Source organism: Nitrococcus mobilis Nb-231 (assembly GCF_000153205.1).
Taxonomy (GTDB): domain Bacteria; phylum Pseudomonadota; class Gammaproteobacteria; order Nitrococcales; family Nitrococcaceae; genus Nitrococcus; species Nitrococcus mobilis.
Genome location: NZ_CH672427.1, coordinates 2291939 through 2315170 on the forward strand (window position 1 = coordinate 2291939; position 23232 = coordinate 2315170).

Here is a 23232-nt window from a genome sequence, read left to right on the forward strand (position 1 = left end):
TGCCTGCCAGCTACTGCGCTTGTCCAAGGCGGGCGCGCGCTTTGTCGACCTGAATGCGCACCTGTGCCGGTGCGGTACCGCCGAGGTGGTTACGCGCTGTAATCGATCCTTCCAGCGAGAGTACCTCAAAGACATCCTCGCCGATGGCGCTCGAGAATTGCCGCAGCTCCTCTAGGGTCAGAGCCGCGAGATCCCGCCCTTGTTCTATCCCGTAGCGCACGGCCCGGCCCACGATCTCATGGGCCTCGCGGAAGGGGATGGCCTTACGGACCAGATAATCGGCCAAGTCGGTCGCCGTGGCGAAGCCCAGGCGGGCGATTTCGTAGGTGCGCTCACGTCTTACCACCAGTGCCGGCACCATCTCGGCAAAGGCGCGCAGGCTGGCACGCAGGGTGTCCGCCGTGTCGAACAGCGGTTCCTTATCTTCTTGATTATCGCGGTTGTAGGCGAGCGGTTGACCCTTCATCAGCGTGAGCAGGGCCTGTAGGTCACCATAGACCCGCGCCGTTTTGCCACGTACGAGCTCGGCGACGTCCGGGTTCTTCTTCTGCGGCATGATGGAGGAACCAGTGCAGTAACGATCGGGTAACTCGATGAATCCGGCGAGCGGCGAGGCCCAAAGGATCAATTCCTCGGCCATGCGGGATAGATGCGTCATGATGAGTGCGGCGGCGGCGGTGAATTCGATGGCGAAGTCACGGTCCGAGACCGCATCCAGCGAATTCGCGCTGGGCCGTTCGAAACCGAGTTCGGCACAAGTCTGCTCGCGATCGATGGCAAATGTAGTACCGGCCAAAGCCGCGGAGCCCAACGGCATGACATTCACTCGCCGGCGGCAGTCGACCAACCGCTGCTCGTCGCGCACCAGCATCTCATACCAGGCGAGCATGTGGTGACCGAAGGTGATGGGCTGCGCCACCTGTAGATGAGTAAAACCCGGCATAAGGGTTGTCGCTTCCCGTTCGGCCAGATCGACCAGTCCGGTCTGAAAGGTGCGCAGTGAAGCGATGACCTCGTCGATGACCTCGCGCAGCCACAGGCGCAGGTCGGTTGCGACTTGATCGTTGCGCGAGCGAGCCGTATGTAGCTTTTTGCCGGCCTCGCCGATACGCTCGGTCAGCCGCACCTCGATGTTCATGTGCACGTCCTCGAGGGTGGCAGACCAGGCAAAGGTGCCGCGCTCGATCTCGGCCTCGATTTCGTTGAGCCCTTCTATAATCGCTTGATATTCTTCGGCGGAGAGTATCCCGGCGCGGTTGAGCATGGCCGCGTGCGCCTTGGAGCCGCGGATATCCTGGCGGTAGAGCCGGCGGTCGAAGTGCTCCGAGGCAGTGAAGCTCTGCACGAGGGCATCCGTGGCCTCGGTGAAGCGCCCGGCCCAGACATGGGTCGAGTTCTTATCGCTCATGGTGCAATCTCATGCTGAACAATCTAATAGTTACACTATAACAATTTCGTCTCGGCTGCGGTGCGCGGCGGTGCCGAAGCATGGCTTGGCCCGAGCGCTTATGTCCGAGTCGGTTCGATCAGCAGCAAGCTTCAAGGAGACGAGGCGGCGTGGCAGCCAAGGAAAGTTTTCTGCCTAATTTCTGTGCCATTCGTAGCGTATTCGCCATTGTTGTCGTGGGTGAGTTACTTGTGCTCGTGATGGTGTTGGCGCGTACACCGGGGAGCGGGCTCTGGCAGGATTTGAGCCTGTTGTCACTGTTTGTGCAATGGATCGGCCTATGTAGCGCAGCGCTGCTGTGTTTGCTGCGCGGCTGGCTTGCCAGGCTGGGCAACACGGCGGCGGCCGCTTTGAGCTACGCACTTATCCTTGGCATTACGCTGCTGGTCAGTGAGCTTAGCTATCGGCTCGTCTACGGCCCTGGGATCGGTTCCGATCATCTCCAGTTCCTAGGGCGCAGCTCGGCCGTCGCGGCCGTAGCCGCCGCTGTAGCGCTGCGTTACATGTATATTCAGCATGCTTGGCGGGTCCGAATCCAAAGCGCGGCCGAGGCGCGCATCGATGCGTTGCAGGCGCGCATTCGCCCGCATTTTCTGTTCAACAGCCTCAACACCATCGCCTCGTTGATTCCGAGCGCTCCCGCCGAAGCTGAGCGCTTAGTGGAAGATCTGGCGGACTTGTTCCGGGCCAGTCTGGGACGTCGGGATCGGCTGGTCGCGTTGGCCGAGGAGCTTGCGTTGGCGGACGGGTATTTGCGGATGGAGGGGGTACGCTTGGGGGAACGGTTGAGATTGCAATGGGATATCGCGGATCTCCCGCGCGATGCATTGATTCCTCCGCTTTCCTTGCAGCCGTTGCTGGAGAATGCGGTTTATCACGGGATCGAGCCACGTCTGGAGGGCGGCGTGCTCTCGATTCACGGCGCTAGGGAGAACGGGGTGGTGGTCATCACGGTGCGCAACCCTGCACCCGGGCCGAGCGATCGGTTGCGCGCCGGATTCGGTATGGCGCAGGAGAACGTCCGAGAGCGGCTGCAGTTGGCTTTTGCGCGCCATGGACAGCTGTATGTCCATGACGATCTGCGTTTCTATCGTGTAACGATACGCTTTCCTTACCGGCGGCCCTAGTGTAGTGAAGATCCTTATCGTCGATGATGAAGCGCCAGCGCGCAGGCGCTTGGCCGCGTTGGTCCGCGCGGTGGGCGAGCACAAGGTCGTGGCTGAGGCGGCGAATGGAACCGAGGCACTGCAATGCTGCCGCAGCTGGCAGCCCGAGATCGTGCTGATGGATATCCGCATGCCGGGCATGGATGGCCTGGAAGCGGCGGCCAGGTTGAGCCGGTTGGAGCAACCTCCGGCGGTGATTTTCGTAACCGCCTACGGCGATCACGCGCTGGCCGCCTTCGACGCTACGGCGATCGATTATTTGGTAAAGCCGGTGCGCCGTGAACGCCTCGCCGCGGCGCTTACCAAGGCGCGCCGACTCAATCGAGCTCAACTCGACATGCTGCAGCCCCCGTCCGAAGCGCGGGGCCGGCAGCACATCCTGTGTCGGCGCCGCCGCGGCGTCGAGCTTATTGCGATCGCCAACATCCACTATTTCATGGCCGATCAGAAATACGTAATTGTGAGACACACAGATGGCGAGGATCTCATAGAGGATTCGCTGCGCCAGCTAGAGGAGGAGTTCGGCCGGCGGTTCCTGCGTATTCACCGCAAAGTGCTGGTTGCGCGCGCCCGCCTCATCGGCCTGGAGAAGCGCCCGGATGGGCGTTGCTATGCCGTGCTCCTGGACAGCGACGAGCGACTCGAGGTCAGTCGACGCCACCTACCGCAGGTGCGCAGCCTGCTGCGTGGAGCCGCGGTCTGAAGATGCGCGGTCGAAAATATATCACGCTGCCCATTGTTCAGCCGTTGCACATCGCTCACACCGGGTAGGCCGATGTTTTGGATACCACATGTTGGCAAGCCCGGTAAGCATCGTGTGGGAGTGGTGCAATCAGGGGGGGAGGCCTCAGTCGGGTAACCTCGCCCGACCCATACGCTGCGTGTCGGTGCCGAACCAGATGGTGTTGGTTTGTGGGTCGAACACCATGTGTCTTACCGAACCGCCCCCGCTGGGGATATTTGACTGGCTGAGGAATTGTCCGGTTGCTGGATTAAAACCGATAAGCTGGTTCGGATGTGGAATCGTTTCCACAAACCAAATTCGATTTTTGTCATCTGCCGTCATGGCATAGGGACCTGAGCGCCCGCCGGGGGTCTGCCACTCCCGGATTTTTTTTGTGTTCGGATCGTAGCTGCCCAGGTAGCTTTCGGCGTAGTCGACGTACCAGATTTGCCCGTCACTGGTTCTAGCCACTCGGCGTGGGCGGGCATCCATGCGTGGCAGGTCGATTTCCGTCAACTTCATGGTTTCCGGATCGACGCTCGCAAGCTTGTTCGTGCCGAGTAGCGCAACCCACGGTCGGCCCTGAGGATCGCTGATAATGCCGTAAGGTCGTGCCTGTTTGGTCGGGACGGATAGCAACCGGTCGCCGCGTGGTTGGGTTATTTGGAGCACAACCCCCGGCGGTGATTTTTGTAACCGCCTACGGCGATCACGCGCCGGCTGCCTTCGATGCCGCGGTGTTGAGCTTGTTGCGATCGCTGACATCCGCTATTTCATGGCCGATCAGAAGTACGTTATTGTTAGACATACAGAGGGCGAGGATCTCATAGAGGATTCGCTGCGCCAGTTAAAGGAGTCCGGCGGCGGTTCCTGCGCATTCACCGTAAAACGCGGGTTGCGCGTGCCCGCCTCGTTGGCCTGGAGAAGCGCCCGGATGGGCGCTGCTATGCCGTGCTCCTGGACAGTGACGAGCGACTCGAGGTCAGTCGAGGCCACCTCTACCGCAGGTGCGCAATTTGCTGCGCGCTTGCCCGTTGCGACGGTTTCCCAGAAGCTTGGAAGTTGAGGAATTGCATGTCCAGACGACGGCTGCGCATCGCCACGCGCAAGAGTCCGCTTGCTTTATGGCAGGCTGAGCACGTAGCGGCGGAATTGCGCCGCCGGTACCCGGAGCTCGAGGTCGAGTTGGTTGCTATGACCACCCGCGGTGATCGTATCCTTGATACGCCGCTTGCGCGTATTGGCGGTAAAGCGCTATTCGTCAAAGAGCTTGAACGTGGTATCTGGGAGGGGCGGGCGGACATTGCAGTTCATTCGATTAAAGACGTTCCTGCGGAGCTGCCCGAGGGCATGCACCTGCCGGTAGTGCTCGAGCGCGAAGATCCCTGCGATGCCTTTGTTGCCAATCTCTACCAGGACTTGGCTGCGCTACCGATCGGGGCGCGAGTGGGCACCGCCAGCCTACGCCGGGAGTGCCAGCTGCGGGCCCAACGACCGGATTTGCGAGTGGGCACGCTGCGCGGCAATGTACAGACGCGGCTTGCCAAGCTCGAGAGCGGCAAGTTCGATGCGATCGTACTGGCGGCGGCGGGGTTGCGCCGCTTGGGGCTTGCGGAGCGCATCCGCTGTACACTCACGCCGGAGCAAAGCCTACCGGCGGTCGGTCAGGGCGCCTTGGGAATTGAGTGTCGCAGTGACGACCGTGAGATCAATGAGCTGATTGCGCCTCTGACCCATTCCCCGAGCTATCTGCGAATCACAGCCGAGCGTGCCGTCAATGCGCGCCTCGAGGGCAGTTGCCAGGTGCCGATCGCTGCCTTTGCGGTGCTCGATGGTTCCAACATCTGGTTGCGTGCATTGGTCGGCTCCCGCGATGGCAGCTGCGTGCTCCGCGGTGAGATTCGTGGGCCCGCAGGGACGGGAGTCAGTCTAGGTGGACAGTTGGCTGAAGATCTGCTCTCCCGCGGCGCGGCTGAATTACTGGCGGTGGCGGACGAGGAATAGCCGCATATCCGATTTGGGATGGACTACACTTGAGCGGATGAGCCTGGCTAGATTAGGTTCAGCGCCGATGTCGGGTGGTGTAGGGGTTGGCTGCAGTTCATAATCGTCAACCAATGTCGCTTGACCTGTGCCAACAAAGGCGAGTTCGGCAGTGGGGCTGCTCATGCTCCGGAGAGCGGTATTTGCTGCTATTAGCGAGCGCACGGCTGCCGATGCGGGGGTTTGGTCGCGAAACCCACAAAGGGGGATGGGTTCGTTTAGCCGAACGAATGTTGGGCATTGGCCGTGATCGCTCTAGCGCGCGGCTGATCTGCCTGTGGGATGTATACGCATAGAGAACGACGACAGATGAGCGAGGAGAAAACGGATAAGGGGCGCCCGCAGGGCGCATCGGCGTCGCCGGGCCGCACGGCGCCAACCCAAGGCGGCAGTTCCGGCAGCGGTGTCCGATCAACGCCACCGGGTCCCAAAGGAAATGGCGGCGGTGCGCCATCGGCACGCAGCAGGAGCGCTTTAGCAGGAATTGCGCTCGGCGTGGCGCTGCTGGTTGCGGCCGGTGCGGCCGGCGGTGGCTATTGGCTCTGGCAGCAGGATCAGCGGTTGCAGGCGCAGCACTCGCAATACCTTGTTGCGGGGAGTGTGCAGGCGGATCTCCAGCCGATGCAGGAGCGTTTGTCCGCTCTGTCGAGTGAGCTACAGCAGCTTACGCAGCGTTCCAGCGGCCCGGGCGAGCAAGCGCTGGCGCGCTTGGATAAGGGCATTGCCGAGCTTGGAGAGAGGCAATCGCGGGTGCAGCAGCAATTGGCGAAGCAGCAGCAAGCCGATACCGACCTGCAGCAGAATGCGCAACAGCTCAAGCAGCGTTTCGATGAGCTCGCCCGGGCCAAGCGCGCGGCCTGGGCCGAGTCCGAGGCGGGCTACCTGGCTTTCGTGGCGAAAAACCGGATCCGGTTCTACGGTGACGTGGACTCGGCGTTGGCAGCCCTTAAAAAAGCGGATGAACTGTTGGCGGATCTCGGTGGCGAGAGCATCGAGGCTCGGCGCGGCATAGCACGAGCCGTCGACAGCCTCCTAAAGGTCCAGTCGCCGGATCGGGCCAGAATCAACCGAGCTTTGCATCAAATCGGTGAACGTCTACCTGAGCTGCCGTTGGCAGTCGGAACCGGCGCTGAGCCTGTCGCGAGTGCCCCCGCAAGCGCAGCAGCGGCCGAGGGATGGCAGGCGCAGGCGGGCCATGCCTGGGAAGAGCTGAAGGGCAGCCTGTCCAAACTGGTGGTGGTTGCGCGTGATCTTAAAGTCGTTCCGCTGGTGACCCCGCAAGAGCGTTTCTTTTTGCACCAGAATCTTACCCTTGAGCTTGAGGCGGCGCGACTCGCTGCTCTGAGAGGTGATCAGGCGCTCTATCAGAAGAGCCTGGAGCGCGCTCGGGAATGGCTGGGCCTGTATTTCGATGATCAAAGCGCGGAAGTCCAGGATACGATTCGCGAACTCGGTGAGCTTGCCGATGAGCCGGTGACCGTTGCGTTGCCGGATATTGGTCCCTTGCTGGCTCCGGTAGAGCGGCTCGGGTTCAGGAGTGCCGAATGAAAAGATTGTTTTTGATTCTGTTCGTTCTATTGTTCAGCGTGGTGGCCGCCCTGTGGTTCGATGAATATAAAGGCTATGCGTTGTTTACGGCGGGTCCCTGGACCGTGCAGATGAGCTTGTTCGTCTTCGCCGGTGGTTTTCTCGCGCTGTGGTTCGCCCTCAATGCGCTCTGGTCGTTGCTTCGGCAGCTTTGGTTCATGCCGGCGGGTGTCCGGCTCTGGGCGGGGAATCGGCGCCGAGTCAAAGCGAGGAAGAAACTAGTTGGGGGCTTGATGCTGCTGGCGGAGGGGCGCAACGAGGAGAGTGAAAAGGCGGTTCTGCAAGGCGCCGATGTGGTCGACCTGCCCCTGCTGAGTTACTTGGTGGCGGCCTTTGCCGCACAGCGGCAAGGGGCATGGGATAGCCGCGATCAATATCTGGAACTCGCTGCCATCGGAGATAAGCGGGCTCAGATCGGGCTCGCTCTATTGCAGGCGCAGTTGCAGATGCAAGCTCGGCAGTGGGTGCAAGCAATGGCCAAGCTCGACTGGGTCCGCGAGCGTGCCCCTAACAATCACCATGCGCTTAGATTGCTCGCCGAAAGCGCCGAGGCGCGGCAGGATTGGGAGCGCTTGGCGAAACTGCTGCCTGATTTGAGAAAGAATGGGGTATTAGCCGCTGCGGAGCTGGAAGACGTGGAAACGCGGACGGCGCAGGCGAGGCTTCACGTCGCCGTTGAACAAGGTTCCGAGCAGATTGAGGCCGTCTGGCGGGGGTTGACGCGGGATCAGAAACGGCTTCCAGGGGTTGTTGCACTTTATGCACAGAGCTTGATTCGCGTGGGCCAATCGGAGCAAGCGGAACATCTGCTGCGCGGGGGGCTGGAGAAAGATTGGGATCCGCGGCTAGTGAACGTCTATGCCGAGTTGGACCTCAACCCTGCCACGCGGACATCCGAGGTGCTCGAGCGCTGGCTCAAGGATCGCCCGGAGGATCCGGACTTGCTCTTTGCGGCCGGCTGCCAAGCGCTGCGCAGTGAGCAGCTGGGCAGTGCCAGGAGTTACCTAGAAGCGGCTTCCCGCCAAGTCGAGCGGCCGATGATCCTGTGCCTGTTGGGTGATGTCTACGAGCGTCTGGGTGAATCAAATAAAGCACGGGATAGCTATCGCCGCGCGCTGGCGAAGGCGCTCTGGGAAGAGCCTGGCCGCTCCTCGGTGTCCCTGCTGGCTGTGCCGCCCGCCAAGGTACGCTCTCCGGCCGAGGCCGAAGCGGTCGCGTAGGCTGCGGCTTGGGGCGCTCCATTTCGGTCTCGCGCGGTTGTTCAAAAAGACGGTGAGTGCGGGTCGCATCGCCCGGCGGATCGCCGTTTATGGCGCCGGTTGCGAAAGCGAGGAAGTCCTGAAGTCTCTTCAAGCCGAGGCTCCACTGCTGAGGGTCGAGGGTGTATATGATGAGCGAAGCACGCGCATCCTGGGCACAGTCTACGGTCGAGAGGTGAGTGGTGGTATCAAGCGCCTCATCGACGATATTTTAGAGCGGAAAATCGACCTGGTGCTGCTCGCTTTGCCGATGGCCGGCGAACAGCGACTTCAGGGGATCGAGCGTATGCTGGAACAGGTGGCGGTCGAGGTCCGCTTAGTGCCACCGGCACACTGGTTCGGTTTTGGAAAGAAAAGCGTGCGTACAGTGGGGCGTATACCGACCCTCGGTCTGTGGGAACCTCCTTTTCGGGTATCGGGAGCGCTGCTCAAGTGGTGCGTGGACAAGTCCGTTGCGATCAGTGCCCTATTGGCTCTGTCGCCGCTTCTCGCGCTCATCGCGGCAGCGATAAAACTTGAATCTCGCGGGGCGGCGCTGTCCGGACCTGTCCTGCGACGTCGTCTTCGAGACCGAAGAATGGCGCGCCATCTACATCGTGAGCCAACGCGCCCAGCCGCCCGATGAACCGCCGCCGCTCGATGCCATCGTGCGCATGCTCGCCGGCGTCGGCGGCTTCCTCAACCGCAAGCACGACGGCCCGCCCGGCAACAAGAGCATCTGGATCGGTCTGCAATGCGCACGCGACTTCGTCCTTGCACTCGCCGCCTATCACACGTCCGGGCCGTGAGTTGTGTGTAACGATGTGCTTCTTGGCTGCCGCGACGCATCAAGAAATTGTTTGACTTTCTGATAATCCGGCAGTGCTTCAGAACGAAGCCTTCTACCCGGCTCCAATGAAACCTTGTCACGGGCAGACATTCACAGGCATTGGCACGCAATAGTTGCCTTCCCTGTCACCAACGCCAGCATCTTTAAAAAGTATTTCTGATACGGTTTACCGTATTATTACGGGCGCCTAGGGTCAGGTCGCGAATTGAGACTATACGTGGCTCGTACAAACCGTAGAAGTGGCTTACCCGTCACCAGGCTGCTCGAGGGTGGCGATTGCTTGTATTCTTCTCCGGCCTGAAGGTCGGGGCACTACCGTGCCCTGGGTCAGATGGCGGCTTTCTGTAGGGTGCGTACCGGAGGCTGTTCGTGTTGCATCACTTGAGCCAGGTCGTAGTTGGCCTGCATGGCGAGCCAAGCACGAGCCGTGCTGACGCCGGCACGCTCCAGGCGCACGGTCGAGTTCGGGCTGATCGCTGCATGACCGTTGAGTACGCGCGACAGTGCGACCCGCGACATACTGAGACGTTCGACGGTTTCCTTGACCGACAGACCTAACCCATCTTTAACGCTCTCTGCCTGATTTCGGGCTGATTTGGGTGTGTATGCGAAGAGAAGTTATTGATTCGTATAGTGGCTAGGGTGGCGCGCTGGATGTAGTGCCATAATATTTGTTGTTATCCCTTGTGCGGAGCGCCCGCCCACGCTAGCCTCGCGGGCATGTTCATCCGCCGCACCCAGACCCGCAGCACGGCCACCGGCGAGTCGTATGTCACGTATCGTCTGGTGCGCTCCGAGCGGCGCGCCGGTAAGGTCCGCCAGCGCACCCTGTTGAACCTGGGGCGGCACTTCCCAGTGGCGCAGGCACACTGGTCGGCGTTGTGTGCGCGCATCGAGCAACGGCTCAGCGGCCAGGCGGCGCTGTTCGACGAGGAGGGGAAGGGCCTCCCGCTCGCCGTCGAGCGCCAGGCCGAGCGTATTGCGGCGCGGCTGCTCGCCGAGCAGGGCGGTACGCCGGCACCGGCCGATGCTGGCGGTGTACCCGGCGGTGGGGGTGACGTGCAGTCGGTGGACGTGGACTCGCTCTCACTGGTGCGCCCGCGCTCGGTGGGCGTCGAGCAGCTCGCCCTGTGGGCGCTGCGCCAGGCGGGCTTGGAGGAGCAGCTCCAAGCGCTGGGGCTGACCGGCCCGCAACGTGCGGCGGCGCTGGGGCTGATCGTTGCCCGCATGGCCGCCCCGGGCTCGGAGCGGGCGACGTATTAGTGGCTCGCCCGGCGCAGCGGCCTCGGCGAGCTGCTGGAGGTGGACTTCGAGGCGATGAGCCCGATGCAGCTCTACCGTACCTCCGATATCCTGCTGCGCCACCGCGCGGCCCTCGAAGGGCATCTGTTCGCCCGGGTGAGCGATCTGTTCGCGCTCGCCCCGACAATCACGCTCTACGATCTGACCAACACTTACTCATAGGGCGAGGCACCGGTCAATCCGGCCGCGCGCCACGGCCACTCCAAGGAGCGGCGCAGCGACTGCCCGCTGCTCACCCTGGCGCTGGTGCTCGATGCCTGCGGCTTTGTGCGCCGCTCGCGGGTCTTCGCTGGCAATGCGGCCGAGGCGCAGACCCTCCAGGGGATGCTCACCGGCCTCGCGGCGCCCGCCGGCGCGCTTGTGGTCATGGACCGCGGGGTGGCCACCGAGGCCCAACCTCGCCTGGCTGGCCGAGCAGGGCTACCGCTATCTGGTGGTCAGCCGCGAGCGCCGCCGCGCGGTCGATTTTAAAGAGGCCATCACCCTCGACAACGCCGGCGGGCAGGCCGTGGAGCTACTCAAAGTGCCCTCGGCCGATGGCCAGGGGGTGCGCCTGTATTGTCGCTCCGAGGGCCGCGTGCGCAAGGAGCAAGCGATCGCCGGACGCCTGATGGACCGCTTCGAGGCTGGGCTCGACAAGCTTGCGACCGGACTCAGCCGGCGGGGCACCACCAAGCGCATCGACAAGCTCTGGGAGCGCATCGGGCGGCTCAAGGAGAAAAGCCGCGGCCTCGGCCAGCACTACCACATTGAAGTGATCGCCGGTGACAGCGGCGAGCGCGCCCGTGCGATCCACTGGCAGCGCCTGCCCGTGAAAGGCTCTCTGGTCACCGAGCCGGGCGTCTATTGCCTGCGCAGCAACGAGACCGGCTGGGACGAGAAGACAATGTGGCGCACCTACATCATGCTCACCGACCTTGAGGCGGTCTTCCGAAGCCTGAAATCGGAGCTCGGCCTGCGCCCGATCTTCCATCACAAGGAAGAGCGTGCCGAGGGGCACCTGTTCATCACCGTGCTCGCCTATCAGTTCGTCCAGCTCATCCGCCACCGCCTCGCCGCCCACGGCATCTGCGAGCGTTGGAGCACGCTACGCGATACCCTCGCCGGCCAGTGCCGGGTCACCGCCACGTTCAACCGCGGCGATGGCCGCACCCTGCACGTGCGCAAGGCCACCCGCGCCGAGCCCGATCAGGCGCGAATCTATCAGGCCCTCGGGGCCGATCCCGCCCCGGGCGGCGTGCAGAAAACAATCGTGTGAGCCCGCTGATTTATAAAATGAACGTAATGTAGTGCCACTCGCCGCCGCGGCCGATCTTAACTCTCTGAGTATCGCGAAGTTATTTTTGGGGACGTTAAACTTGGGCTAACGGCGCAAGTACATCCTCACGGAGCAACTCGCCGTGGTGTGGAGAGTTCTTCATCATGGCTATGCTCTTTTTTTCAGTGGTAGTCCTGGTAATCGACCAGTTCGACATTAGATCCGGTAAATCGGAATGTTACGCGCCAACTGCCATTGACCCATATCGACCAATACCCTTTCAGCTCGCCCTCGAGAGGGTGTAGCTTGAACGAGGGCACGTTCAGGTCTTCGGAACCGGCTACATCATTATTTTGTGCGGGGTTCATACGCACGCCCGGCGCGTTACCCCCCTGATACCAACAGACGTTGGTTTAAGGATCAGCACGTCCCAGGCAAAAGCCCGTTTGCCTTTCCATCACCCCGCCTGAAGCTCCCAGTCGTAAGCCAGTGTCAACGGCGCATGATCGGAGAAGCGCTCGGCGGTGTAGATCTCGGCGCCCCGCACGCGTTCGCGCAGGCCGGGGGTGATCATGTGGTAGTCGATGCGCCAGCCGGTGTTGTTGTCCCAGGCCTGGCCGCGGAACGACCACCAAGTGTATTGTTCGGCTTCCAGGTTCACCAGCCGGAAGGCGTCTACGAAGCCAGCCTCGTCGAACAGCCGGTCCAGCCAGGCGCGTTCCTCGGGCAGAAAGCCTGAGTTTTTCTGGTTGGAGCGCCAGTTTTTGAGATCGATCGGCTTGTGGGCGATGTTCCAGTCGCCGCAGATGATGTATTCGCGGCCCGCCTCGCAGAGCGATTTCAGATGATCGAGGAGCGGCTCCATAAAGGTGTATTTGAAGTCCTGCCGCTGCGCGCCGGAGGTCCCAGAGGGCATGTAGAAAGAGACCACCGAGAGCTTGCCGAAGCGCGCCTCCAGCCAGCGCCCCTCGCGGTCGATCTCCGGCCAGCCGAGTCCGGTCCTGACTTCGTCCGGCTCTTGGCGGGCGTAGAGCGCCACACCGCTGTAGCCGCGTTGCTCGGCGTCGTGGAAAAAGGCGTGGTAGCCCTCCGGGAAGAAGAGGGCATTGCCGTCGAGCTGCGCGCGCTGCGCCTTGGTCTCCTGCACGCAGAGCACGTCCGGGCGCTCGCGGGCGAACCAGTCGAAGAAGCCCTTGCGGGCGGCGGCGCGGATGCCGTTGAGATTCAGGGTGGTGATCTTCAGCGACATACCGGCGCTCACCGTCGTTGCTTGGTGCTTGCGAGGCGGTCTCTGTCCCCGCGGAGAGAAAAAGGTCGTCTCCTACAGCCGCTCGAACAGCGCGGCGATGCCCTGTCCGCCGCCGATGCACATGGTCACCACGGCATAGCGCCCGTTACGGCGCTGCAACTCGTAGAGCGCCTTGACGGTCAGGATCGCGCCGGTCGCCCCGATCGGATGGCCTAGGGAGATGCCGCTGCCGTTGGGGTTGACCTTTGCCTCGTCGAGTTCCAGGTCTTTGACCACGGCGAGCGCCTGGGCGGCGAAAGCCTCGTTGATCTCCCACACATCGATTTGCTCGCTGGTCACCCCGGTCTTCTCCAGCAGTTTGCGCACCGCCGGGACCGGGCCGATACCCATGTATTTCGGCTCCACCGCTGCGACCGTGCCGCCGACCAGCCGGCCCAGCGGGTTGAGGTCAAGCGCTTCGGCGGCCCGGCGCTCCATGAGCACCACGGCGGCGGCGCCGTCGTTCAGTGTCGAGGCATTGCCGGCGGTCACCGTGCCGCCGTCGGCTTTGAACACCGCTCGCATGGCCGCCATTTTGGCCGGGTCGATCTCCCGCCGCGGACCTTGGTCCGTGTCCACCACCACCGAGCCTTTACGTCCTTTGACTTCGACGGCCAGAATTTGGTCGCGGAAGTGGCCGTTGTCGATGGCGTGACTCGCCCGGCGGTGACTCTCTATGGCCAAGCGATCCTGCGCCTCGCGGGAGATCCCCCAGCGCTCGGCGACGTTCTCGGCCGTGATGCCCATGTGGCAGCGATCGAACGGGTCGGTTAGGGCGCCGACCATGGCGTCGACCATGGCGCCGTCACCCATACGTTGTCCCCACCGTCCGCTCGGGATCCAGTAGGGTGCGCGCGACATGGCCTCGCCGCCGCCGCCCACGGTGCAGTCGGTGTCGCCGAGCTGGATGTAGCTGGCCGCGGTCAGGATGGCCTGCAGGCCGCTGCCGCAGAGGCGGTTAAGGGTCAATGCCGGAGTTTCGATCGGCAGCCCGGCGTTGACGCTCGCCACCCGGGCGAGATACATATCGCGCGGCTCGCTGTGGATGACGTTGCCGAATACGGTGTGGCCGACCGCGGCGGGCTCGATACCGGCCCGGTTGACGGCCTCGCGAACCACCGAGGCGGCCAGATCGCCCAAAGAGACGTCCTTGAGATCTCCGCCATAGCTGCCGATCGGGGTCCGAGCCCCGCCTAGGACGACGACATCACGTGAATTGCCCATGATTTTCTACCTGTGGTCGGTCCGCGAAGGAACTGCCCCTATTCGCCTGATGCTGCGGGGCAGCAAAAACTAATTTTAGTGGCCGATGCACCCGATTGCTAGCTGTTGCGGGTTTTGGCGCGCGACGCTGGCGGATTCGACGCTTAGGCAGGATAGCCTCGCATTCGAGCGGGGTTGGAGCGCTTAGCTTGATCGGTGCCGGGAGCTCAGCCAAAATACGAAAAGCACACGGGGCAGAGCGCCTCGTGATTACCCCACACGGTCATGCCAGCGCCGTCTTTCCCTGCATGCGCCGCCCCCTTGTCCGTCCGAGCGTTCGAAACGGTGTCAAGCTCAAGTCCGAAGTCCGCGGCTGGCATAAGGTCGGGCCTGGTCGATGGGGAGTGAAGGAGGAGCAATGTATCAGCATATCAAATATCCGGAAGGCGGCGAGAAGATCAGCGTGGTCGACGGCAAGCTGCGCATTCCGGAGCAGCCGATCATCGGCTACATCGAGGGCGACGGCATCGGCCCCGACATTACCGGGGCCTGTCTGCGTATCTGGGATGCGGCTGTGGAGCAAGCTTACCGCGGTGAGCGCAAGATTGCTTGGTGCGAGCTCTATATGGGCGAGAAGGCGGCCGGGTTGTATGGTGGCGACTATTTCCCCCAAGAAACCGAGGCGGCGCTACGAGATCTGATCGTCTCCATCAAGGGCCCGCTTACCACGCCGGTCGGTGGCGGTTACCGATCCTTGAACGTGACCTTGCGCCAGAAGCTCGATTTGTACGCCTGTGTGCGCCCGGTGCGGCATTACGAAGGCGTGCCTTCACCGTTGCGCAAACCCGAGGATGTGGACGTAGTGATCTTTCGCGAGAACACGGAGGACGTCTACGCCGGTATCGAGTATCAATCCGGCACCCCGGAGAACAAAAAACTCGCCGCGTTCCTGCGCGAGGAAATGGGGGCGAGTTTCTTCGAAGAAGCCGGGCTCGGAGTCAAACCGATCAGCCCCTTCGGCAGCAAGCGCTTGGTGTCCAAGGCCATCCAATACGCCGTGGAGAACAATCGCGAGAGCGTCACCCTCGTCCACAAAGGCAACATCATGAAATACACCGAGGGCGCGTTTCGCACCTGGGGCTACGAGGTGGCGCGCGAGCAATTCGCCGATCTCACCGTCACCGAAGAGGAACTCTACTCCATTTACGGGGGTAAGCGGCCGGACGGGAAAATCGTCATCAAAGACCGTATCGCCGATATCATCTTTCAGCTCATGCTGCTGCGGCCGAACGAATTCGACGTCCTGGCCACCATGAATCTGAACGGGGATTATCTCTCCGATGCGGTGGCCGCCGAGGCGGGCGGTGTAGGCATTGCCCCGGGGGCCAACATGGGCGATTACGTGGCCGTGTTCGAAGCGACTCATGGCACGGCTCCCAAGTATGCCAATCAGGACAAGGTCAATCCCGGTTCGCTGCTCTTCTCCGGGGTGATGATGTTCGATTACCTGGGTTGGCACGAGGCGGCGGACCTCATAAGTGCCGCTTACCAGCGTGTGGTGAGCGCTAAGATCGTGACCTACGATTTCGCTCGCCAGATCGAGGGCGCAACGGAGGTCAAGACCAGTCAGTTCGCCGATGCACTGATCGAGGAGATGCAGGGCAAAGTGGACCTTGCCAAATATCAGCAGGAGCGCATGGAGGCCATCGAGCAGGATCGTAGGATTCGCGAGCTGCGCCGGGTTTCCTCGCCGCTGGAGGAGATGATCGCCTCGGGGCGCACACCGCATACGGTGGGGGATTTGATGAACCCGAGCCCGATCTGTGTACCCGCGGATACCCTGGTCGAAGATGCGATGCATCTGATGCGCGAGAAGCGCATCGGCAGCGTGATCACGCGGCCTAGGCAGGACGGTCAGTGGGGCATTATGACGCAGCGCGATGTCATCTCCCGCATCGTCTCGGCCAACCGTCAGCCGCGTACCGTGAAGGTCGGCGACGTGGCGAGTAAACCGCTTATTACCGTGCCGGTGGACATGTCGCTGCACGATTGCGCTGATAAGATGAGCAGCCAGAATATACGCCGCGTGGTCGCGGTCGACCAAAATAACGAACCCATCGGCATCATCTCCGATACCGACATCTTCGCGAGTGTCGAGCAGTTCGGAATGCCGGAGTAACAAGTGTCCCACTACCGCCGCTGCCATGAGCGTGGCTGTTGGCTGCGAGGGGCGCAAAGTAGGAATCTGTCATGCAGGAAAAGCGTATCGATGCCCCGCTGCGCGAGGATATCAGGCAGCTGGGGGGGTTGCTGGGAAGCACCCTCTACGAGCAGGACGGAGAGCCGCTTTATAACACCGTCGAAGAGATTCGTCGGCTGTCGAAAGATGCGCGGGCCGGCGTTCCCGGGGCGGCCGAGCAGCTCTCCAGCATGCTCGCCGGTCTGGACGACGCCATGATCATGCCGGTAGTACGAGCGTTTTCCAACTTCCTGAATCTAGCCAATATCGCCGAGCAGCATCACCGCATACGGCGCAGCCGGGCGTGGTTGCGCGATCCCAAGTCCGCGCCGCTGCGTGGTTCGTTGGAGGAAGCATTTGAGCGGCTCGCCGAAGCGGTCGAGCCGCAGGAACTCTATGAGACCGTCTGCCGTCTCGAGATCGAGCTCGTGCTCACAGCGCACCCCACGGAAGTCACCCGCCGCAGTCTGCTGCAGAAATATAATCGCATCGCAGAGTTGTTGGATCAGCAGGATCGCTTGGACTCGACCCCGGAGGAGATCGAGGAGGTTCATCAGGCCCTCCAGCGCGAGATTATAGCAGCTTGGCATACCGATGAGATTCGCCGGCGCCGCCCATCACCGGTCGATGAGGCGCGTTGGGGCTTGGCCGTGATCGAGCAAACCTTGTGGAACGTGATGCCACGGTATATGCGCCGGCTCGATAAAATACTCAAACGTAAGACCGGGCATCATCTACCGCTCGATGTGGCGCCGATCCGCTTCGGTTCCTGGATGGGGGGGGATCGCGACGGCAACCCCCGGGTCACTGCACGGGTTACGCGGGAGGTCTGTTTGCTGAACCGCTGGATGGCCGTGGAGCTTTATGAGCGCGAGCTCAACCCGATCATCTCCGAACTCTCCCTGCAGTGCGTGGACGAGGATCTGCGCAAGCTGGTGCCGGGGCGCTGGGAACCTTACCGCGTGCTGCTCAAACGGTTACGGGCGCGATTGCGCATAACCCGCAGCTGGATCGAGGCACGCCTGGAAGGTCGGCATCCGCCGGATGGCGAAATTCTGCTCGAGGCCAGTGATCTGAAAGCGACGTTGCTCGCTTGCTACCACTCGCTGCAGCGTTGCGGCGCCGGGGTGGTTGCGGACGGGCGGTTGTTGGATCTCATCCGCCGCGTAACGGCGTTCGGGCTCACCTTGATGCGGGTCGACATCCGTCAAGAGGCGAGCCGTCATACCGATGCATTGGATGCCATCACCCGTGAGCTGGGTTTGGGCAGCTACGCCGAGTGGACCGAGGACCAACGCGAGGCGTTCCTCATCCGCGAACTGGGCAATCGCCGACCGCTGATTCCGAGAGAGTTCGAGCCGGATGACGAGGTGCGCGAGGTTCTGGACACCTTTCAGATGATAGCCGAACTCGGCCCTGATTCCTTGGGCGCGTATGTCATTTCCATGGCGTCGCAGCCCTCCGACATCCTCGCCGTGGAGCTGCTGCAGCAGGAGGCAGGCATCCGCCATTACCTGCGCGTCGTGCCATTGTTTGAAACGCTCGACGATTTGACCGGCGCCGAGGCGTGTATCGAGCACTTGATGCAGATCCCCTGGTATCGCAATCGTATTCAGGGTTATCAGGAGGTCATGATCGGCTATTCGGATTCCGGCAAGGATGCCGGGCATCTGACCGCCGCTTGGACACTTTACAAAACTCAGGAGCGGCTGGTGGCAGTCGCTCGACGCCAGGGTATCAAGCTTACGCTGTTCCATGGCCGGGGCGGTTCGATCGGTCGCGGTGGTGGCCCGACTCATGCCGCCATCCTCTCCCAACCGCCCGGTTCGGTGGCTGGCTGTCTACGCGCGACCGAGCAGGGCGAGGTCATCCAAGCCAAATTCGGCCTCCCTGGTATTGCCTTGCGCAACCTCGAGGTTTACACGACGGCCGTGCTGGAAACGACATTACAGGCGGCGCAACCCCTCCAACAGCCCTGGCGGGATATCATGGATCGCCTGGCTCAACTCGCCACGGAAACTTACCGGGGGGTGGTCCGGGAGAACCCTGATTTCATCGAATATTTCCGGCACGCCACCCCGGAGCACGAGATCAGCATGCTGACCATCGGCAGTCGGCCTGCCCGCCGCAGTCCGACCCAGGGTGTAAATAGCCTGCGCGCGATACCGTGGGTATTTGCCTGGACACAGACCCGACTGCTGCTACCGGCTTGGCTTGGAATCGGCGAGTCGCTTCAGCGCGCACTGGACTCGGGAGACGCTGCGCTGCTCAAGAGTATGTATCGGGACTGGCCGTTTTTCCGGGCCTTCCTGGACATGGTGGAAATGGTATTGGCCAAAGGTGATCCTGCTGTCGCTGCTTGGTACGATAATCGGCTGGTTCCGTCCGAGCTGCAACCGCTGGGCGAGCGGATGCGCGGACAGTTCGACAAGACGCTGCGCGCGGTGCTCGAAATAACCGGCCACGAGCAGCCGCTGGATGACTTTCCGGTGACGCAGCGCTCAGTGATCGTGCGCAACCCCTACGTCGATCCACTCAATTTGCTGCAGGTGGAGTTGCTCTACCGGGTTCGTCATGGCAAGGAGGAAAACCTGCGCAAGGCGCTGATGGTGTGCATCAATGGTATTGCAGCCGGGATGCGCAATACGGGGTAGATCGTGTCTCGAAGGCCGCTCGCTATACCCGGAAAATCGAGCTCCATCCGCAGTTTTGCGCTGAATGGGCTAGAGTAGGCGCATGTTCGATTACCAGCGTGCGTTCATACAATTCGCCCTAGAGCACAGAATTCTGCGCTTTGGTGAGTTTATCTTGAAATCGGGCCGTCGCAGTCCGTATTTTTTCAACGCGGGGCGGTTTGCCACGGGGCAGTCCCTGATCCAGGTGGGGCGATATTATGCCCAGGCGATAATTGGCTCCAGGATCGACTTCGATATGCTATTCGGCCCGGCTTATAAGGGGATCCCACTTGCCTGCGCCACCGCCATAGCGCTTGCCGAGCATCATGGTCGGGATGTGCCCTACGCATTCGATCGCAAAGAGACCAAGACACACGGCGAAGGCGGTAAGGTCATCGGTGCGCCATTGCACGGGCGGATCTTGATGATCGACGATGTTATATCGGCCGGTACTTCCGTGCGCGAATCCGTGGCGCTCATCGCGGCGAGTCGGGCCTCTTTGGCGGGAGTGGTGATTGCCCTGGACCGACAAGAGCGTGGCGAAGGCGCCGTCGCAGCGACGGCCGAGCTCGAAGCGAATCATAGCGTACCCGTTGCCGCCATCATTACTTTGGACACCCTGATCGAATATCTCCTGGAACAGGGAGGCCGGTCTGCAGAGCTTGCCGCCATGCAGGCCTATCGAGCCGCCTACGGCGCATCTTGTTGATTACCAGTCGGACGTTTCAACGAGCACCGGTTGCCAGTGGAGCAGATATTTCGTGCAGGGTTAGGGAATCGGATGATCATTCGTGGCATGCTCTTGCTCGTATTCGGCCTGTGGTTGGCGAGCGCCGCGGCCGCAGGGCCGGTCCGGTTCTACAAATGGGTTGACGCGCAGGGACGGGTACATTACAGCGATACCGTTCCACCGGCGGCGGCCGGTCAACAACGCGAGGTCAAATCATCAAGCGGCCAGACGCTTCAGACCATCGAGCCGCCACCGACGCGCCAGCAGTTGGAGGCCGAGCAACGGGCGCATGAGATGGCTCGGCAGGCCGAGCGGCGGCGGCGCGTCCAGGAAGAATACGATAAAACACTTTTGCTCACCTTCTCGAGTGTGCAGGAGATAAAGGCGGCCCGCGATGATCGCCTGCAGGCGATAACCGCGCAAATCAAGCTTATCCAGGAACGGCTCGATAAACTCGAGCGTCGATTGCAGGTGCAGCGGCGTAGGGCCGTACGTATCGAGCGCACTGGACAGCGTGATCCGACGCCGGTTTATGCCGAAATCCTACAGCTACAACGGCATATCGACGAAAATGACGTTTTCATCGAGCGCAAACTGCAGGAGCGCGAGCGGATACGTCAGGAATTCGCCCGCGACCTGGCGCGTTACCGTGAGCTAATGGCTGCAGAGGGCCGGCGCGAGGCACCCGAGCGGCTCGACAAGCCCTGAAGAAAAACCCTCGGGCCTACCTGTTCCAGCCGGTCTGCCAGCGAGGACGGTAGCGGAAACATGGCGTATACCGATCAGATCGTTTTCCTCGCCGGCTTCCTTTTGACTCTCAGTATCCTTGCGAGCATTCCCGCCGAGCGCAGCGGCGTGCCGGTGCTGGTGATTTTTCTGGTGCTGGGCATGTTGGCCGGTGAGCAAGGGCTCGGTGGAGTTCAGTTCGAGGACGTCGCCACCGCTCATCTGTTGGGCACCATGGCGCTGGCTGTCATTCTATTCGATGGGGGCTTGCATACCCCATTATCGAGCTTTCGTACCGGGCTCGGACCCGGGCTGAGCCTGGCGACGGCTGGCGTGGTCGCGACGGCGATCATAACCGCTGGCTGCGTGGTGTTGCTCTACGGCGATCCTTGGTTGAATTCCCTGTTGCTGGTATCGATTATCAGTTCGACCGACGCGGCGGCCGTATTCTATCTGCTGCGTGCTCGAGGTTTGGAATTGCACCCGCGGGTGCGCAACACGCTGGAGATCGAATCCGGGGTTAACGATCCCATTGCGATTTTCCTAACGGTCGTACTGATTGAATGGGTGCTGCAACAACACCAGGCCACGCCGGCCGGCCTGCTCGTGAGCTTAGGGCAGCAGCTGATCGGCGGCGCGGCGCTCGGCGGAGCCGGCGGAGCGCTGCTCACGTGGGTGGTCAATCGCTTGCCTCTGCCCGCGAGCCTCTACCCGTTGCTTGCGCTCTCGGGGGGGTTGCTTATTTATGGCATGAGCGCGTACATCGGTGGCAGCGGCTTCCTCGCCGCCTACCTTGCCGGTTTGATTCTCGGTAATAGGGCCCGTTTGGCCCGGCGCAGTATCCAACGCTTTCATGACGGCATCGCCTGGCTCTGTCAGATCGGCCTTTTTCTCATGCTGGGGCTGCTAGTGACACCGAGCGATCTGCTGCAGGTTGCGCCCAAGGCACTGCTGGTGGTCGGCGCCATCATTGTGCTGGGCCGACCGCTGGCGGTGGCGCTGTGCTTACTGCCGTTTCGCTTTCCGTGGCGACAAGTGGTGTTCATCAGCTGGGTAGGAATTCGCGGGGCGGTTCCGATCGTGCTTAGCCTGTTTCCGTTGCTCGCGGGGGTTCCCGGCGCAGTGGTGGATTTCAATCTCGTTTTTTTTATTGTTCTGATTTCGTTGCTATTACAAGGTTGGACTGTCGCGCCGGTCGCGCGCTGGCTGAGTTTGCAGTTGCCGCGCCTGCATCCGGATGCGCGCTGGATCGATCTGGGCATTCCCAGTGATCATGAGCTGGTGATCTGCGAGCTGCCGCCACAATGTCCGGCGCTGAACGCGCCTTTGGGCGCACTGCAGCCGCCGTATGGCGTCCAGCTGCTGGCGTTGGTGCGCCAGGGCTGCAGTGTGCCGGTCACGCCGCAACGTGCTCTGCAAGCCCGAGATCTGCTGTATTTGCTGGTTCCTTCTGCCGATTCGAGCGTGCAGGAGCGCTTCGATCACTGGCTCGACGAGATGGGAGCGCAGCAGCCCGAGAGTCAGCGGCGATTCTACGGTGAGTTCACTATAGGGGCGCTTTCGCCGATGGCGGATTTTGCCGCAATTTACCTTAGTAAGCCGATAATCGATGCCCAGCCAGATGAGACCATCGGTGATTATCTGAACCGGCGTTTGCACAACAAGGCCTCCGAGGGTGACCTGGTGGAGGTTGGCAATGTCATGCTGGTTGTGCGTGAGATGGATCAGCGCCAGATCGTCAAGGTGGGCGTCAAACTGCCCCGCCCACCGGCGAGTTGAATGTCAGTGCACAATGTTGGGTGATTCTGGGAGACTCTGGTGCTCAGGTGGGCCAGTGCGCTCCTCCCTGGCCATGAATGAGGGTACCCACGCCGGAATCGGTAAACAGCTCCAGAAGCACCGCATGTTCGACCCGGCCATCGATAATGTGGGCAGTGTGAACGCCATTGGCGACGGCTTCCAGCGCGCAGCGTATCTTGGGCAGCATGCCGCCGTGAATGGTTCCATCGGCGATCAGGCGTTCTACTTGGTGTAAGTCCAGGCCGGTGAGAAGCCGCTCTTCCCGGTCCAGTAAGCCCCGGGTATTGGTGAGTAGGATGAGCTTTTCCGCGTGCAGAGTCTCGGCCAACTTGCCGGCGACGAAGTCGGCGTTGATGTTGTAGGAGCGGCCATCCACACCGACCCCAATGGGTGCGATGATTGGGATGAAGGCGCCGCCGGCCAATACGTCGATCAGCGAAGCATCGATGCAATCCACTTCGCCAACGTGGCCGATGTCAATGATCTCCGGTTCCTGCTCGGATTCGCTGCGACGGGTGATATGGAGTTTGCGGGCACGTATCAGGCCGCCGTCCTTGCCGGTAAGCCCTACGGCTCGCCCGCCCTGGGCGGTGATTAAATTGACGATCTCCTTGTTCACCAACCCGCCGAGTACCATTTCCACCACATCCATGGTTTCGGCATCGGTCACGCGCATGCCGTCGACGAACTCCGATTCTTTACCGATGCGCGTGAGCAACTGACCGATCTGCGGTCCTCCACCGTGCACCACCACGGGATTGAAGCCCACCAGTTTCATCAGCACGATGTCGCGGGCGAAGCTTTTTTTGAGGTGTTGATCCACCATGGCGTTGCCCCCGTACTTGATGACGAGGGTTTTGCCGTGGAAGCGCTGGATATAGGGCAATGCCTCGGTGAGAACATGGGCGACTTGGGTTGCAGGGGTGGGAGGTTTGCGCATATTAATGGGTTGCCCA

At 61.7% G+C, this 23232-nt stretch carries 19 protein-coding genes and 2 pseudogenes; 14 read left to right on the forward strand and 7 right to left on the reverse strand.

From position 1 onward, the window contains the following. Positions 1-10: 10 nt before the first annotated feature. Positions 11-1408 (reverse strand): argininosuccinate lyase, encoded by a 1398-nt coding sequence (gene argH, locus NB231_RS10450; protein WP_005002552.1) that lies wholly within the window; start codon positions 1406-1408, stop codon positions 11-13. A 149-nt stretch (positions 1409-1557) separates the two neighbouring features. Between argH and NB231_RS10455 the strand changes: the two genes are divergently transcribed. Both NB231_RS10455 and NB231_RS10460 read left to right on the forward strand, forming a co-directional pair. Beyond that, positions 1558-2574: a sensor histidine kinase gene (locus NB231_RS10455; RefSeq protein WP_005002553.1), complete on the forward strand. Its 1017-nt coding sequence runs from the start codon at positions 1558-1560 to the stop codon at positions 2572-2574. A gap of 4 nt (positions 2575-2578) precedes the next feature. Continuing rightward, positions 2579-3316, forward strand: a complete 738-nt coding sequence (locus NB231_RS10460) for a LytR/AlgR family response regulator transcription factor (RefSeq protein ID WP_005002555.1) — start codon at positions 2579-2581, stop codon at positions 3314-3316. Between the two features lie 144 nt (positions 3317-3460). Here the strand turns inward: NB231_RS10460 and NB231_RS20445 are convergent, their stop codons facing one another. Beyond that, complete coding sequence (locus NB231_RS20445) at positions 3461-4102, reverse strand: Vgb family protein (RefSeq protein ID WP_456299406.1); 642 nt, start codon at positions 4100-4102, stop codon at positions 3461-3463. A gap of 309 nt (positions 4103-4411) precedes the next feature. Here NB231_RS20445 and hemC point away from each other — a divergent pair, with 309 nt between their 5' ends. The 5 genes from hemC (at position 4412) to NB231_RS10495 (ending at position 9014) form a co-directional block, all read left to right on the forward strand. Then, positions 4412-5341 (forward strand): hydroxymethylbilane synthase, encoded by a 930-nt coding sequence (hemC, locus tag NB231_RS10475; protein WP_005002558.1) that lies wholly within the window; start codon positions 4412-4414, stop codon positions 5339-5341. A gap of 348 nt (positions 5342-5689) precedes the next feature. Then, positions 5690-6928, forward strand: a complete 1239-nt coding sequence (locus tag NB231_RS10480; RefSeq protein WP_198007285.1) for a uroporphyrinogen-III C-methyltransferase — start codon at positions 5690-5692, stop codon at positions 6926-6928. Continuing rightward, positions 6925-8187, forward strand: coding sequence for a heme biosynthesis HemY N-terminal domain-containing protein (locus NB231_RS10485; protein ID WP_005002560.1), 1263 nt, complete (start codon positions 6925-6927; stop codon positions 8185-8187). Before NB231_RS10480 ends, NB231_RS10485 begins: the two co-directional genes overlap by 4 nt. A gap of 37 nt (positions 8188-8224) precedes the next feature. After that, the gene (locus tag NB231_RS10490; protein WP_005002561.1) at positions 8225-8851 is read left to right on the forward strand and encodes a nucleoside-diphosphate sugar epimerase/dehydratase; all 627 of its coding nucleotides are present in this window, start codon (positions 8225-8227) and stop codon (positions 8849-8851) included. Beyond that, on the forward strand, positions 8742-9014 hold the full coding sequence (locus NB231_RS10495) for an IS4 family transposase (protein WP_084766306.1): 273 nt from the start codon (positions 8742-8744) through the stop codon (positions 9012-9014). The genes NB231_RS10490 and NB231_RS10495 overlap by 110 nt, the downstream gene beginning before the upstream one ends. A 368-nt stretch (positions 9015-9382) precedes the next feature. On the opposite strand, the gene NB231_RS10500 is transcribed toward NB231_RS10495, so the two are convergent. Then, entirely contained in the window at positions 9383-9607 is a 225-nt protein-coding gene (locus NB231_RS10500; protein WP_040662221.1) for a HigA family addiction module antitoxin, read from the reverse strand. 168 nt (positions 9608-9775) lie between these two features. Here NB231_RS10500 and NB231_RS20450 point away from each other — a divergent pair. After that, positions 9776-11615: pseudogene (locus NB231_RS20450) on the forward strand (IS1634 family transposase). A gap of 182 nt (positions 11616-11797) precedes the next feature. On the opposite strand, the gene NB231_RS10510 reads toward NB231_RS20450, so the two are convergent. From NB231_RS10510 to bktB, 3 genes are all read right to left on the reverse strand, one after another. Next, positions 11798-11983 carry a type II toxin-antitoxin system RelE/ParE family toxin gene (locus NB231_RS10510; RefSeq protein ID WP_005002570.1) on the reverse strand — a complete coding sequence of 62 codons (186 nt, stop codon included), beginning with the start codon at positions 11981-11983 and terminating at the stop codon, positions 11798-11800. 89 nt (positions 11984-12072) lie between these two features. Further along, positions 12073-12864 carry an exodeoxyribonuclease III gene (locus tag NB231_RS10515; RefSeq protein ID WP_198007286.1) on the reverse strand — a complete coding sequence of 264 codons (792 nt, stop codon included), beginning with the start codon at positions 12862-12864 and terminating at the stop codon, positions 12073-12075. 72 nt (positions 12865-12936) lie between these two features. Further along, positions 12937-14127, reverse strand: coding sequence for a beta-ketothiolase BktB (bktB, locus tag NB231_RS10520; RefSeq protein ID WP_005002572.1), 1191 nt, complete (start codon positions 14125-14127; stop codon positions 12937-12939). 397 nt (positions 14128-14524) lie between these two features. On the opposite strand from bktB, the pseudogene icd reads away from it, so the two are divergent. The 6 genes and pseudogenes from icd to NB231_RS10545 all read left to right on the forward strand — a co-directional run. After that, a pseudogene (gene icd / locus NB231_RS10525) lies at positions 14525-15763 on the forward strand (isocitrate dehydrogenase (NADP(+))); the annotation flags it as partial. Between the two features lie 147 nt (positions 15764-15910). Further along, on the forward strand, positions 15911-16285 hold the full coding sequence (locus NB231_RS20150) for a CBS domain-containing protein (RefSeq protein ID WP_332247722.1): 375 nt from the start codon (positions 15911-15913) through the stop codon (positions 16283-16285). A 71-nt stretch (positions 16286-16356) separates the two neighbouring features. Next, positions 16357-18999: a phosphoenolpyruvate carboxylase gene (ppc, locus tag NB231_RS10530; protein ID WP_005002575.1), complete on the forward strand. Its 2643-nt coding sequence runs from the start codon at positions 16357-16359 to the stop codon at positions 18997-18999. An 82-nt stretch (positions 19000-19081) separates the two neighbouring features. Beyond that, positions 19082-19729, forward strand: a complete 648-nt coding sequence (pyrE, locus tag NB231_RS10535) for an orotate phosphoribosyltransferase (RefSeq protein WP_005002576.1) — start codon at positions 19082-19084, stop codon at positions 19727-19729. 72 nt (positions 19730-19801) lie between these two features. Beyond that, the gene (locus tag NB231_RS10540; RefSeq protein WP_005002577.1) at positions 19802-20458 is read left to right on the forward strand and encodes a DUF4124 domain-containing protein; all 657 of its coding nucleotides are present in this window, start codon (positions 19802-19804) and stop codon (positions 20456-20458) included. A 60-nt stretch (positions 20459-20518) separates the two neighbouring features. Beyond that, entirely contained in the window at positions 20519-22255 is a 1737-nt protein-coding gene (locus tag NB231_RS10545; RefSeq protein ID WP_005002579.1) for a potassium/proton antiporter, read from the forward strand. A gap of 43 nt (positions 22256-22298) precedes the next feature. Here the strand turns inward: NB231_RS10545 and argB are convergent, their stop codons facing one another. Beyond that, positions 22299-23216 (reverse strand): acetylglutamate kinase, encoded by a 918-nt coding sequence (argB, locus tag NB231_RS10550; protein ID WP_005002581.1) that lies wholly within the window; start codon positions 23214-23216, stop codon positions 22299-22301. Between the last annotated feature and the right edge of the window lie 16 nt (positions 23217-23232).

Excerpts from the sequence above, each read along its gene's own strand:
- pyrE (WP_005002576.1), top strand. The coding sequence starts at position 19,082 with ATGTTCGATTACCAGCGTGCGTTCATACAATTCGCCCTAGAGCACAGA.
- NB231_RS10545 (WP_005002579.1), top strand. The coding sequence starts at position 20,519 with ATGGCGTATACCGATCAGATCGTTTTCCTCGCCGGCTTCCTTTTGACT.
- NB231_RS10510 (WP_005002570.1), bottom strand. The coding sequence starts at position 11,983 with ATGAACCCCGCACAAAATAATGATGTAGCCGGTTCCGAAGACCTGAAC.
- NB231_RS10540 (WP_005002577.1), top strand. The coding sequence starts at position 19,802 with ATGATCATTCGTGGCATGCTCTTGCTCGTATTCGGCCTGTGGTTGGCG.
- bktB (WP_005002572.1), bottom strand. The coding sequence starts at position 14,127 with ATGGGCAATTCACGTGATGTCGTCGTCCTAGGCGGGGCTCGGACCCCG.
- NB231_RS10515 (WP_198007286.1), bottom strand. The coding sequence starts at position 12,864 with ATGTCGCTGAAGATCACCACCCTGAATCTCAACGGCATCCGCGCCGCC.
- NB231_RS20150 (WP_332247722.1), top strand. The coding sequence starts at position 15,911 with ATGAACCCGAGCCCGATCTGTGTACCCGCGGATACCCTGGTCGAAGAT.
- NB231_RS10480 (WP_198007285.1), top strand. The coding sequence starts at position 5,690 with ATGAGCGAGGAGAAAACGGATAAGGGGCGCCCGCAGGGCGCATCGGCG.
- ppc (WP_005002575.1), top strand. The coding sequence starts at position 16,357 with ATGCAGGAAAAGCGTATCGATGCCCCGCTGCGCGAGGATATCAGGCAG.
- argB (WP_005002581.1), bottom strand. The coding sequence starts at position 23,216 with ATGCGCAAACCTCCCACCCCTGCAACCCAAGTCGCCCATGTTCTCACC.
- hemC (WP_005002558.1), top strand. The coding sequence starts at position 4,412 with ATGTCCAGACGACGGCTGCGCATCGCCACGCGCAAGAGTCCGCTTGCT.
- NB231_RS10485 (WP_005002560.1), top strand. The coding sequence starts at position 6,925 with ATGAAAAGATTGTTTTTGATTCTGTTCGTTCTATTGTTCAGCGTGGTG.
- argH (WP_005002552.1), bottom strand. The coding sequence starts at position 1,408 with ATGAGCGATAAGAACTCGACCCATGTCTGGGCCGGGCGCTTCACCGAG.
- NB231_RS20445 (WP_456299406.1), bottom strand. The coding sequence starts at position 4,102 with ATGTCAGCGATCGCAACAAGCTCAACACCGCGGCATCGAAGGCAGCCG.